Genomic DNA, 13,221 nt, shown 5'->3' with positions numbered 1-13,221 from the left:
GCCTCGGCTGATCCTTGACAGTTACTTCGGCTGATCCTTGACACCAGCCCCACGCAACCCCGCTGATCTCGGCAACCATCCGTGCTTCGGCGCGCATCGGTGCTTTAATCGCGCAGTGGGGCAACCTGTTAACTACCAAGCCGGCGAGCCTGAACAGTGGCTGGCGACCATCGGCGACATTTCTTTCTCGCAGCATTGGGTGGCGACGCCGACCGGCGTGCACCCGCTGAAGGGCACGGTGTGGACCGTGACCGACATGTCGCACTATTCGGAAGGCATCTCCACCACCGGCGTGGTCCTCTGCATCATCTTCGTCTGGTTTTGCCTGCTGGGTCTGCTCTTCCTGCTGATGAAGGAACGCCGGTACGGGGGCTACATCCAAGTCACCGTGCAGGGCAGCGGGTTCTTCCACTCGGCACTGGTTCCAGCGGGCGGACCCCAGGCGCTGTTCAGCGTTACGCAGCAAGTGAATTACGCCCGCTCGCTCGCCGCCGCGAACTGAGCGCGCCGACCGCTTGCTCAGGTGGCGCGCAGGGCATCGACCAGCCGGTCGATCACCGCGCCGGCGTCGTCGCGGGCTTGCTGCCGATCCTCCGCGCGGGCGATGTAGAGCGTCGCCTCGCGCAGCGCTCCCAGCATGGTCAGCGCCGTCGCCTCGACCGGCTGCGGCGGAATGCTTCCCGACTCGATGGCGGCGCTGATCAGCCCCTTCACCAGGCCGATGTTGTAGCGCTGGCCGATCTCGCTCCAGCGTTCCCACCCCAGCACCGCGGGGGCGTCCATCAGCACGATGCGCCGGACCTCGGGATCGGCGCACGCGTCCAGCCAAAACGCCGAGCCCAGGCGCATGATTTCCACCGGGTCCGTCTCCCCGGCGGCGGCGATCGCCTCGCCCATTCGTGTGGCCATCTCGCCCTCGACCTGCTCGAACACCGCGGCGAACAACTCCGTCTTGTCGGCGAAATGGTGGTAGAGCGCGCCGCGGGTCACCCCCGCGTCGCGCACGATCGTCTCCATGGCCACGTCGGCGAAGCCGGGCGACGCGAACAAGGGGCGCGCGGCGGCGATGAGCGCGTCGCGCGTCTCGGCCGCACGTTCGGCCTGCGTGCGCCGCTTATCCGGCATCGGAGCCACGGGTTCATACATACCGCATGCCGCGAACGGAAACGGCGCATCGGCAGATCGCGACCCGTCGCGTCGCCCGTCAAAACACCTTGAGCTTGCGGACCATTTCCAGCGTCGACGGGTCCCCTTCGGCGCGCACACCCAAGTCCTCCCAGGTGCCTCGCTGCGTCACCCACCGCACGAACGCCACGGAGTCGGTCGTGACGTGAGCGGCCACGTCCGCGCCGCCGCCGATGCGCAGCGTTCGCGCGCACAGTCCGTCGACACGCACCTCGACGGGCTTCCCCATCGCGTCGAGCAGGCTCGCGTTCTGCTGCGGCAGCGCCGCCTCGATCCAGTCGAGCGTCGGGCCGAGCCGTACCTCGTCGGCGGGCGGCGGATCCCCCTCCAACGGCCCGTCCGGGGAAAACAGGTCGTACCGAATGTGGATGAAGGATTCGAAGGCGAACGCCGCCGGCACCACTGACGCGGGATAGGTGCCGACATCGCCCAGCGGGACTTCGAAGTCTTGGTCCGCGACCGCAGCCAGCATCTCAAGACCCTTGCGGCTGACCTGTTCATAGTCGGCCACCACCTCTGCGGGCGTCATCGAGCGACGGGAGTCGACGTAGAGATCCGCCGCGCGCTCGGCCGGCAAGCCCGCCGGATCGGGCAGCGCACTCGGGTCGACGGCCAGCCAGAAGCTGCACGCCATGTGCGACACGAGGTCCTTCACCGACCAGCCCGGGCAGCCACTTTCCTTGGCCCACATCGGCTCTGGAATCTGCCGGCACAACGACAAGAACGCTGCGCGGTCCTCTTCGATGGCCCTCAATGCGCTGTTCACGATTCAACCCTCCTATAGATACATGCGGTATGTATGAAGATACAGGCTGCATGTATATAAGGCAAGCGCTCGGCCGCATAGTCGCCCAAATCCGGCGGGTGCGTTTCGCGCGCGATGTGTCAGCATTGGGGCGTGAACGCACGACTGTTCGCTCGTTCACTGGCTGCCGCGGCGGTGACGACCTCGACGGTCCTGATGAGCGCGCCGAACCTGTTTGCCCCGCCCGCCTCGGCCGCCCCTTGCCCCGACGTCGAAGTGACGTTCGCGCGCGGCACCTCCGAGGCGCCGGGCGTCGGCGGGGTCGGCACGGCGTTTGTCGATTTACTGCGCTCGCAGCTGGGCGGCCGCTCCCTCGCGGTGTATCCGGTCAACTACCCCGCCGGCGACGACATCGGCCCGTCCGTATCCGCCGGCGCCAACGATGCGCACGCCCACGTGCGGTCCACGATCGCGAATTGCCCGAACACCAAGCTCGTGCTCGGTGGATATTCCCAAGGGGCGGGCGTGATCGACATGACCACCATCGCCCGGGCACCGATTGCGGGCATGGTCCCCGACATTCTCACCGCCGACGAGGCCGACCACGTCGCGGCGCTGGCCACCTTCGGCAATCCGTCCGGCCGGTTTCTCGGAGCGCCGATACCTGAGCTCAGCCCGTGGTACGGGGCAAAGGCCGTCGACCTGTGCGCGCCCGGTGATCCGGTGTGCGCTCCGGGCGCGCTGCTGACGCTGCCCACGCACGACGAGATGCTTTCCCCGGCGCACCAGTCCTACGCGCAGTCCGGAATGCCCGGTCAGGCAGCCACTTTCGTGGCGAGCCATCTCTGACGCGAGCCCAGTTATTCGCCGGCCGCCCGGGAACCGCAATGGACCGTCGCGAACCCGGTGCTCAGCGAGGTGTAGCGGGCATCGGCGAAGCCCGCCTCCGCCATCGCCTCGCGCAGCTCGTCGCGCGACAGCCAGGTGCGGATCGAATCGGCGGTGTAGTGATGGGCGTCGCGATGCCAGGCCACCGCCCGGCCCGCGACCGGCATCACGCCGAAGTAGAGCAGATCGTGCAACCTTGCCAGCGCCTTCGAGGTCGGCCTGCTGAAATCCAGCACCATCAGGCGGCCGCCCGGCCGCAGGACGCGCCGGAACTCTCGCAGCGCCTGAACACGGTCGGCGACGTTGCGCAACCCGAAGCCGATCGTGACCACGTCGAACGACGCGTCCGGGAACCGCAGGTTCATCGCGTCGCCCTCGCGGAAGTCGACGGTCCCGTGCTGCCGCCGCCGGGCCACCTCCAGCATCGGCACGCAAGAGTCGACGCCCACGACCTGGCCCTGCGGCCCGACGGCCGCCTCCTCCATGAACGCCAGATCGCCCGTCCCGGTGGCGACGTCGAGCACCCGTTCGCCCGGCGAAAGAGCGGCAAGCTTCATGGCCTGACGCTTCCACAGGCGATGCAGCCCAAGCGTCCACACATCGGTCATCACGTTGTAGCGCTTGGCCAGCGCCGAAAACAGATCCTTGACGTAGCCGGCCTTGGCGTCGTCCGACTCGTTCCAGCGCCTAGCGACAACCATGGTGCGCCTCCGCACAACCCCCGAGTCCGATAGTCCGGGAATCTAGCACGGCACTTCGGTCAGGAGAACCGCCGTCAGCAGTCGATCTCCGCGTTCAGGTCGAATTCGGCGAAGGTGCGCGAAACATCTTCCCGCAGTTCGTCTTTGGTGTTGGCCCGGCCGAGGAAATAGCCGGAGATCCGGATGAACATCTTGTCGCGGCCGCGCCCCGAACCCAGGAACAGCTGCCCGCCCATGGCCTCGAGCGTGCTCCTCTTGATGTCGGGCTCGAGGTTCCTCAGGTAGGCGTAGTCGGCGTCAGTGCCGTCGGGCCGGTTCGCCGCCGGCGACAGGTCGCCCACGTTGGAGCACGTGACGGGCAGGCTGCCGCCGCCGGCCGCCATCCCGGCGACCTTCCTGGCCGCCCACACCGGCGTCATCGCCGCCAGGGGCAGCGGCGCCAGCCACTCGTTGTCGGGGTCCTCCATCGCCGCGAGGATCGCCTGGGTGATCGTGCCCTGCATGTCTCCCAGCTCGGTCGCCGCGTGCGTCGGGTCCACCGCGACGTCGACACTGGTGAGCGCGTTGCCTCGGGTGTCGCCCTCGGTGCGCAGCGAGACCAGGAAGCGCAGCGTGACCTTCCCGTCGTCCTGCACGCGCCCCACCCGCACCGCGAGCCGGCAGGCGATTCCCGCGACCAGCGAGTTGCTGCTTGCGCCAAGGCTTTTCGCGCGGGCATCCCATTCCGCCAGATCGATATACGCGGTCAGGGCGGGCACCTCGACGACCTGATCGTCGCCGGCGGCCCTCGGGGCGGGCGGCGCCGCCTTGATCGACGATCTGAGTTCCGCGCGGTCGCGCCGGGCCCGTCGCGCCACGGCCCGCAACGCGTGCGCCACGTCGGGCAGGTCCCTGGCGGTCTGCCGGAGGTCCTCACGCACCGCGCGCCCGAGGGCGCGCGATCCCGCCGGCAGGTAGCCCAGATCGGGCGTCCTGCCCTCGGCGGCATCGGAGATCGCCTGGCCGAACGCGATGGCGTCGACGATCATGTGCGACGCCACCAGGCTCACCGCGGTCCCGCCGTCCTGCAGCGGCAGCACCCCGAGATGCCAGCCGGGCCCCCACTCGGGGTCGATGGGTAGCCGGGCCCGCTCGTCGGCCCAGGCGTTCACCTCGGCGCGTGGCCGCGGCGCGGCGATGTCGATATCCTCCGGTGCCGGGGCCGACACCCAGTGATCGCGCGCGAACGGCACCGGCGACCGCTCGATCCGGCGGCCCAGCAGCCCGCGCCCGAGGTTGCGCTGGAAGCGCCGCAACCCGTCGAGGTTGACGGCGCGGTCGTAGATCCAGGTGACCTGAATCAGCGCGCCGTGCACCGCCCGCAGCGCGAGGAACGCCGCCTGGTCGAGGTAGGCGAGCGTGTTGTCCACCGGCTCGCGGGCGGTCACCGCGGCCCCGGTCGGGACGGCCGGCGCGGCGCTGTCGGTGAGTAGGCCGGCCAGGTGGGTGGCGAGCTTGGCCGGGGTGGGGTGGTCGAAGGCCAGGGTCGCCGGCAGGGCCAGCCCGGTGTGCTGGTTGACGCTGTTGCGCAGCTCCAGGGCGGTCAGCGAATCGATGCCGAGGTCCTTGAAGGGGCGGTCGGGATCGAGGGCCGCCGGGTCGGGGTGCGCCAGCACGGCCGCGGTGGTCGCGGTGACCATCTTGGTCAGGGTGTCCAGCCGCTGTTCGGGGCTCTGGCCGGCCAACCGGGCGGCCAGCGTGCGGGGGCTGCCGGCCGCGGCCTGGCGCCGGACATGCGTCAGCGCCGACAGGATCGGGTCCAGCCGGTTTTGCCGCGCGTGGCGGGCCAACGCGGCGGCGTTGATCGGGCTGGCCAGCACGTTCGGCCGCTGGCCGGCGAGCGCGGCGTCGAAGAGGGCCAGGCCTTGCGCGCTGGTGATCGGCGTCAGCCCCGCGCCGGTGAGGCGGGTCAGGTCGGCGGTGCTGAGGTGTGCGGTCATGCCGCTGGGCGCCTGCCAGTAGCCCCACGCCACGCTGGTCGCCTGGCGCTGGGCGTGGTGGCGGTGGCGGGCCAGCGCGTCCAGGAACGCGTTGGCGGCCGCGTAGTTGGCCTGCCCGGGACCGCCCAAAGTTCCTGCGGCCGAGGAGAATAGGACGAACGCGGCCAGGTCGCGGTCGGCGGTCAGGCGATGCAGGTGCCAGGCGGAGTCGGCCTTGGCGGCCAGGACCGTGTCGAGTTGTTCGGGGGTCAGTTCGGTCACCACTGCGTCGTCGAGGACGCCGGCGGCGTGGATGACCGCGGTCAGCGGGCGGCCCGCGGCGTCGAGCGCCGCGGCCAGCGCGGCGGGGTCGTTGGTGTCGCACGCGGTGATGGTGACTTGGGCGCCCAGCCGCTCCAGGCGCTCTTGCAGCTCGGCGGCGCCCGGCGCGTCGGGTCCGCTGCGCGACAGCAGCAGCAGGTGCCGGACGCCGTAGCGGGTGACCAGGTGTTCGGCGAAGGTGGCGCCCAGCATCCCGGTACCGCCGGTGATCAGCACCGTGCCCTCGGGGTCCAGCACCGCGGGCGGGATCAGGACGATCTTTCCGGTGTGGCGGGCCTGGCTCATGTCGCGGAAGGCCTGCGGGGCATTCAGCAGGCCATAGCTGGTGGTGGGCACCGGCTTGAGGACCCCGTCGGCGAACAGCTTGGTCAGCGCCGCCCATGCCGGCTGCAGGGACTCCGGTGGGGCGCTGCTCAGGTCGTAGGCCTGGTACTCGACCCCGGGATGAACCGCGGCGACCTCGCCCGCCACGCGGATGTCGGTCTTGCCGATTTCGACGAAGCTGCCCCCGCGCGGCAGCAGCCCCAGCGAGGCGTCGACGAACTCCCCGCGCAGGCTGTTGAGCACGACGTCCATGCCCCGCCCGTCGGTGGCGGCACCGAACGCGTCGACGAAATCCAGCGTGCGCGACGACGCGATGTGCCCCGCGTCGACCCCCAGCTCGGTGAGCACGTGGTGCTTGTTCGGGTGGGCCGTGGCGAACACCTCGGCGCCGAGGTGGCGGGCGATCTGGATGGCGGCCTGGCCGACACCGCCCGCGCCGGCGTGGATGAGCACCCGCTGCCCGGCCGACAGACCGGCGATCTCGACCAACGCGATGTACGCGGTCAGGTACACGATCGGCGCGGAGGCGGCCTGGGCGAACGACCACCCGTCCGGGACGGGAACCACCATGCGCTCGTCGGTGATCGCCGTCGGCGCGAACGCGTTGTGCGGGAACAACCCCATCACCGTGTCACCGGGACGCAGCGACGTGTCGGGACCGGTCTCGAGGACGACCCCGGCGGCTTCGCTGCCCAGGCCCTCGTCGGTGATGGCGCCCAACGCCACCACCACGTCGCGGAAGTTCAGCCCGGCGGCGCCCACCCGAACGCGAATCTGCCCGGGGACCAACATGTTTGGCGGGTCGGCGGGCAGCAGCGCCAGGTTGCTCAGGTCGCCCTTGCGGGTGCTGCCCAGCCGCCAGGCGGGGGCATCCGGCGGGGCCAGGGTCGGGATGCGGGCCAGGCGGGGGAGGTGGGCGACGCCGTTGCGCAGGGCCAGCTGCGGCTCGCCGGCGGGTGGTGCCGAGGCGATGGCCGCCACGACGTCCTTGGTGGCGGGGCTGTCGTCGGTGTCGAGCAGCAGGATGCGGTCGGGCTGCTCGTTTTGAGCGGTGTGGATCAGCGCCCAGGCCGCGGCGTGCGCGAGGTCGGGGACACCGTCGTAGGCGCTGACGCTCACCGCGTGCCGGGTGACGACCACGAGCCGGCTGTTGGCGGTGTCGGTCCGGGCCAGCCAGCCCTGCAGCTGGGCCAGGACGTCGCGGGTCAGTGTGTGCACCTGCCGCGGCGGATCACTGTCCCCGTCGATGGCGAGCGGCCAGATCACCGTTTCCGGGCACGGGGTCAGGGTGGCCGGGTCTTCCGTCCACGCCGGCGGCGCGCTGGCCGAGGGGGCGGGCACGTCGGGCAGGGGCGGCCAGGTCAGCTCGAACATGCTGTCGGCCAGCCCGGCCATCGAGGTCGCGTGGCCGATCTGGTCGGAGACGGCGCGCAGCGTCAGCGCATTGACGGTGATCACCGGGGCGCCGGTGGGGTCGGTGGCGTGTAGCTGGAAGGTGTCGTCGGCGGTGCGGGTCAGCTGCACCTGCAGCTGGGTGGCCGCGGTGGCATGCAGCGTGACCCCGCTGAAGGCGTACGGCAACCGCAGCGGCCCATCGGCCGCCTCCAGCGTTGCCAGCGGGTGTAGCGCGGCGTCGAGCAGGGCGGGGTGGATTCCGTAGCCGGCGACGTCGGTGCCGGCGGGCAGCGCCACCTCGGCGGAGATGACGTCGGGCCGGGACGGGTCGGTGCCGATGCCGCGCAGCGAGCGGAACACGCCGCCGTAGCGGTAACCCAGCTGGGCCAGCCGGTCGTAGTAGTCGTCCTGGTCGATCGCAGCCACCCCGGTCGCCGGCGCGGGCGTGGGGCTTGCGGGCTGCTCGGCGCTCAGGGTGCCGCCGGCGTGCAACGTCCACGCGCCGGACGGGCCGCCGGTGCGTGAGTGCACGCTGAACGGCCGTCGGCCCGTTTCGTCGAAGGGTTGGACCAGGATCTGCAGATCGGCCGGGGCCTGCTCGGACAGGGTCAGCGGGGTGTGCAGGACCAGGTCGTCGATCGCCGGGCAGTCGGCCAGCTCGCCGGCGCGCAGGATGGCCTCGATGAACGCCGTCGCGGGGAAGACCACGGTGTCGTTGACCTGGTGGCCGGTCAGCCAGCCCTGCGTGCCGGTTGAGAGCCGCCCGCTGATCAGGACCTGGTCCTGGTCTGCCAGCGTGGCGACCGCGCCCAGCAACGGGTGTTCGGCGCGGTCGAGGCCGAGCCCGCCGGCGTCGCCGGTCGAGGTGGGGGCCAGCCAGTAGCGGCGGTGCTCGAAGGGGTAGGTGGGCAGCCCGACGGTGCGCGCGTGCGGATGCACGGCCGGCCACGACGGGCTGTGCCCGTGGTTGTGCAGCTGGGCCAGCGCGGTGGCCAGGCTGTCGCGGTCGGTCCGGTCCCGGTGCAACGTGATGACCATCCCGGACTGGGTGCGTCCCGTGGCCTGGGCCAGGGTGTCGGTGATCGCGGGGGCCAGCACCGGGTGCGGGGAGAGCTCCACGAAGGTGCACTCGCCGGCGGCCAGGCGCTCGACCACGCGGTCGTAGAACCCGACCGGCTCGCGCAGGTTGCGATACCAGTAGTCGGCGTCCATGGTGGTGGTGTCCAGCGGTTCGGCCGAAAGCGCTTGTCCCACCGTGGAATACAGCGGGATGCGCGCGGGCGCCGGGGCCAGGTGGGCCAGGCCGGTCAGGAGGCGCTCCCGCGCCGGTTCGACCTGAGCGGAATGCGAGGCGTAGTCGACCGCGATGAGCCGGATCTGGGTGCCGTCGCGGTCGCAGGCGGCGCTGAACTCCTCGATCGCGGTGGGGTCGCCGCTGATGATGGTGTGGGTGGGGCCGTTGATCGCGGCGACGCTCAACTTGTCGCCCCACGGTTGCAGGCGCGGGCGCAGCTGCTCGGCCTCCAGCAGCACCGAGGCCATGCCCCCGGTGCCGCGCAAATCGCTCAGCGCCTGACTGCGCAGCGCCACCACCTTGGCGGCCTCGGGCAAGGGCAGCGCCCCGGCGATGTACGCCGCGGCGATCTCGGCCTGAGAGTGGCCGATCACCGCGTCGGGAACAACGCCATAGTGGCCCAGCACCTCGGCCAGCGACACCGCCATCGTGAACAAAACCGGCTGCACCACGTCGACGCGGTCCAGCGCCGGGGCACCCGGCGCCTGATACAGGACGTCGCGCACCGACCACCCGGTGAAGGGGTGCAGCGCCTGGTCGCAGGCGTCGACGGTGGCGGCGAAGACCGGGTTGTTCTCGTAGAGGTCTCGGCCCATGCCGGCGTACTGGGCGCCCTGGCCGGGCAGCACGAACACGGTCTTTCCGCGCAGGTGGGCCTGGTGGTGGTGCTGGGTCAGCTGCGGGTGGGGCTGGCCGGTGCGCAGGGCGTCCAGGGCGTCGAGCAGGTCTTCGCGCGGGTCGGCGGCGGCCACGGGCGCGGTGATCACCGCCCGGTAGGGGTGATGGGCGCGGGTGGTGGCCAGGCTATAGGCGACGTCGGTGAGGTCGAGGTCGGGATGGGAGGCCAGGTGCTGGTGTAGCCGGTCGGCTTGCGCGCGCAACGCCGCGGGGGTGCGCGCCGAAACCGGCCAAAAAGGAAGGGCGGCAGCGTGATCGGGCTGCTCGGCCGGCTCGGCCGGCGGGGTGGGGGCTTGCTGCAGGATCAGGTGGGCGTTGGTGCCGCTGATCCCGAACGACGACACCGCCGCGGTGCGGGGGTGCTCGTTGACCGGCCAGGGTGTCGGCTCGGTGAGCAACCGCACCGTGCCGGCCGACCAGTCGACGTGCGGGCTGGGCGCATCGACGTTCAGCGTCGGCGGCAAGGTGTCGTGGTGTAGCGCCGCGATCATCTTGATCACCCCGGCGACCCCGGCGGCGGCCTGGGTGTGGCCGATGTTGGATTTGATCGATCCCAACCACAACGGGCGCTCGGCATCCCGCGCGGCGCCGTAGGTCGCGATCAGGGCGCCGGCCTCGATCGGGTCACCCAAGGTGGTGCCGGTGCCGTGGGCCTCGACCACGTCCACCTGATCGAGCGCGACGCCGGCATTGGCGGCGGCCTGGGCGATGACGCGTTGCTGGGCGGGCCCGTTCGGCGCGGTCAGTCCGTTGGAGGGACCGTCCTGGTTGATCGCCGATCCGGCGATCACCGCCAGCACGGGGTGGTTGTTGCGCTGGGCGTCGCTGAGCCGCTCCAGGACCAGCACCGCGGCCCCCTCGCCCCAGCCGGTGCCATCGGCGTTGGCGGAGAACGCCTTACAGCGCCCATCGGCGGCCAGGCCCCGTTGCCGGGCAAACTCGGTGAACACCGACGGGGTGGTCATCACCGTGACACCGCCGGCGAGCGCTAGGGACGACTCGCCGTCGCGCAACGACTGGCACGCCAGGTGCGTGGCCACCAGCGACGACGAGCAGGCGGTGTCGACGGTGATGGCGGGGCCCTGCAAGCCCAACGCATAGGCGACACGACCGGAGACCACGCTGGTGGACAGGCCGGTCAGGGCGTAGCCCTCCACGCCGTCGGAGCCGCCCGCGCCGTAGGTCTGCGACCACGCGCCGACGAACACCCCGGTCTCGGAGCGCACCAGCCCGGCGGGGTCAATTCGCGCGGTTTCCAACGCCTCCCAGGCCACCTCGAGCAGCAGCCGCTGCTGGGGATCCATGGTTTGGGCCTCGCGCGCCGAGATCCCGAAGAACTCCGCGTCGAAGTCGGCCGCCTCGGCCAGGAAGCCGCCCGAGCGGGTGTAGGTCTTGCCGACCGCGTCGGGGTCGGGGTCGAACAGGTCGGCCAGGTTCCAGCCGCGGTCGGCCGGGAAGGGCCCCATCGCATCGGTGCCGCCGGCCACCAGATCCCACAGCGCCGCAGGCGAATCCACCCCGCCGGGGAACCGGCACGCCATCCCCACCACGGCCACCGGCTCGTCGACCGCCGCGCGCGCCTCCACCGGCAGCGACGCCGCGACCGGCCCGCTCAGCAGCCGGCCAAGCTGGGTCGCGAGCTCGTCGGGGGTCGGGTAGTCGAAGGCCAGGGTGGGCGGCAATGCCAGTTCGGTTTCGGTCTTGAGCCGGTCGAGCAGCTCGGTGGCCTTCACCGAGTCGAAGCCCAGGTCTTGGAACGCGCGATCGGGGTCGATGTAGTCGGGGCCGGGGTGCCCCAGCACCGTTGCCACCTGCGTGCACACCACGTCCAGCAGCAGGTCGTGTTGCTGGCGGCGCAGCGTGCGCAACCGTTGGGCCCAGCCGGAATCGGGCTCGGCGGTGTCTTCGACCACGGGCCGCTCCGGCCGGCGCGTCGGCGTGTCCAGGCGGGTGAACTCGTCGTGCAGATACTTTTGCAGGCAGTCCCGGCGGCGGACCTTGCCGCTGGTGGTGAGCGGGATCGAATGGGGCGGCACCAGAACGAGATCCGCCACGCTCAGGCCGTGCGCGCGGGAGATCGCCGCGGTGATTTCGCGCCGGGCGGCGCCCAGCTTCTCCGCCGCCTCTTCGGCGTCGTCGACCTTCTTGAGTTCGACGATGGTGACCAGCTTTTCGACGCCGTCGTCGTCGGGGACCGCGATCGCCACGACGCGGCCGGCGGTGATCTCCTGGATCGTGGCCTCGATGTCGTCGGGAGAGTGGTTGCGCCCGTAGACGATCAGCAGATCCTTGATGCGGCCGACGATGAACATCTCGTCGTCGGAGAAGAAGCCCAGGTCTCCGGTTCTCAGCCACGGCGCCTCGGGCGCACCGTTCGACGGCTCGAGAAGCGTTGCGCCGAAGGTGTGTTCGCTTTCTTCGGGTTTCTGCCAGTAGCCGGAACAGACGTTGTCGCCATGCACCCAGATCTCACCGACGGTTCCCGGGGGGCACTCGGTGCGGGTCTCGGGGTCGACGATACGCACCGTCGGCCACTGCGGCCTGCCGTAACTGACCAGCGGTGTGCCGTCACCGCTTTCGCACCGCTTGGCCTGGCCGGCGGTCAGTTTCTCGGATTCGAAGAACACCGTCTTCGGTGGTTGGCCCGATTCGAGGGTCGCCACGTAGAGCGTGCCTTCCGCCAGACCGTAGGACGGCCGTAGCGCCTCGGGGCGGAGATTGAAGCGGGCGAACCGCTCGGCGAAGCGCCGCAGCGTCGGGGGGTTGACGCGTTCGGCGCCGTTGAGGATGTTGCGCACGCCGCCGAGGTCGAGCCCGGCGAGGTCGTCGTCCGATGTCTTTCGTGTCGCCAACTCGAAGGCGATGTTCGGCGCCGCCGAGAACGCGTGGGTGTTGCTGGCCAGCATTTGCATCCACCGTGCCGGCCGCTGCAGAAACGACGGTGGGCTGGTGAGCACGGTGCGAAACCCGCCCAAGATCGGGAAGGCGATGCCGAAGATCAGGCCCATGTCATGAAACAGCGGCAGCCACGACACCACGGTGGTGTCCGGCGGGGCCACTCCCCCGTCCTGGTCGTAGTACGCGGCGATGATCTGCTCGACGTTGACCCGAATGTTGTTGTGCGACACCATGACTCCGGCCGGCGTGCGGGTGGAGCCGGAGGTGTACTGCAAATGCGCAACGCTCGGCAGGCTCTCGACCTCGGCGGTCAGTCCCTGCGGGGAGTCGAGGTCCAGCAAATCGACCTCGATGAGCGACGGCGTGCGCTCGCCCGGGTCCAGCTTGATGGACGCGGCGATGTCGGCGGCGACGGAGGACGTCGTGAGAACGGTCGACGGCGACGCGTCGCGCAGCACGGCGCTGACCCGCTCGTCGCTGGAGCCGCCCAGCGGCAGCGACAGCGGGACCGCGATCTGCCCGGCCTGCAGCGCGCCGAGGAACCCCAGGACGTATTCCAGCCCCTGCGGCGCCAGGATCACCGCGCGGTCACCGTTGGACCCACGGGCGTTGAGCTCCCGTGCGACGTTCAGCGTGCGCCGGTAGAGCTGCGACCAGGTCAGGCTTTCGGCGACGCCCGCCGGGTCCCGCTCGTAGTCGACATATGTATAAGCGGTCTCGTTGGGCTGCAGCCTGGCACGCTCCCGCAGGACGGCGGGAATGGACGACTCAAGCACGGCTCGAACGATACCGATGAACGGACAGGGCGTCGGC

At 70.8% G+C, this 13,221-nt stretch carries 6 protein-coding genes; 2 read left to right on the top strand and 4 right to left on the bottom strand.

Annotation, left to right across the window (positions count from 1 at the left end; genetic code table 11):
- Positions 1-115 precede the first annotated feature (115 nt).
- Positions 116-502: a hypothetical protein gene (locus AC5Y4Z_RS05715; protein WP_499961344.1), complete on the top strand. Its 387-nt coding sequence runs from the start codon at positions 116-118 to the stop codon at positions 500-502.
- Between the two features lie 17 nt (positions 503-519).
- On the opposite strand, the gene AC5Y4Z_RS05710 is transcribed toward AC5Y4Z_RS05715, so the two are convergent.
- Both AC5Y4Z_RS05710 and AC5Y4Z_RS05705 read right to left on the bottom strand, forming a co-directional pair.
- On the bottom strand, positions 520-1,125 hold the full coding sequence (locus tag AC5Y4Z_RS05710; RefSeq protein ID WP_499961343.1) for a TetR/AcrR family transcriptional regulator: 606 nt from the start codon (positions 1,123-1,125) through the stop codon (positions 520-522).
- A gap of 79 nt (positions 1,126-1,204) precedes the next feature.
- Positions 1,205-1,939, bottom strand: a complete 735-nt coding sequence (locus tag AC5Y4Z_RS05705) for a maleylpyruvate isomerase family mycothiol-dependent enzyme (protein ID WP_499961847.1) — start codon at positions 1,937-1,939, stop codon at positions 1,205-1,207.
- A gap of 144 nt (positions 1,940-2,083) precedes the next feature.
- Here AC5Y4Z_RS05705 and AC5Y4Z_RS05700 point away from each other — a divergent pair, with 144 nt between their 5' ends.
- Complete coding sequence (locus AC5Y4Z_RS05700; RefSeq protein ID WP_499961342.1) at positions 2,084-2,779, top strand: cutinase family protein; 696 nt, start codon at positions 2,084-2,086, stop codon at positions 2,777-2,779.
- Positions 2,780-2,790: 11 nt separating this feature from the next.
- Here the strand turns inward: AC5Y4Z_RS05700 and AC5Y4Z_RS05695 are convergent, their stop codons facing one another.
- Together AC5Y4Z_RS05695 and AC5Y4Z_RS05690 are read right to left on the bottom strand one after the other, a co-directional pair.
- Positions 2,791-3,519: a class I SAM-dependent methyltransferase gene (locus AC5Y4Z_RS05695; RefSeq protein ID WP_499961341.1), complete on the bottom strand. Its 729-nt coding sequence runs from the start codon at positions 3,517-3,519 to the stop codon at positions 2,791-2,793.
- Positions 3,520-3,593: 74 nt separating this feature from the next.
- Positions 3,594-13,184, bottom strand: a complete 9,591-nt coding sequence (locus tag AC5Y4Z_RS05690) for a fatty-acid--AMP ligase (protein WP_499961340.1) — start codon at positions 13,182-13,184, stop codon at positions 3,594-3,596.
- Between the last annotated feature and the right edge of the window lie 37 nt (positions 13,185-13,221).

The sequence above is a fragment of the Mycobacterium sp. NGS63 genome, assembly GCF_059812295.1.
Note: the sequence above shows the minus strand (reverse complement) of the source record. Positions and strands in the feature narration are given on the sequence as shown.

What these genes read in the sequence shown, in the direction of transcription:
- AC5Y4Z_RS05710 (WP_499961343.1), bottom strand. Translation starts at nt 1,125, where the DNA reads ATGCCGGATAAGCGGCGCACGCAGGCCGAACGTGCGGCCGAGACGCGC.
- AC5Y4Z_RS05695 (WP_499961341.1), bottom strand. Translation starts at nt 3,519, where the DNA reads ATGGTTGTCGCTAGGCGCTGGAACGAGTCGGACGACGCCAAGGCCGGC.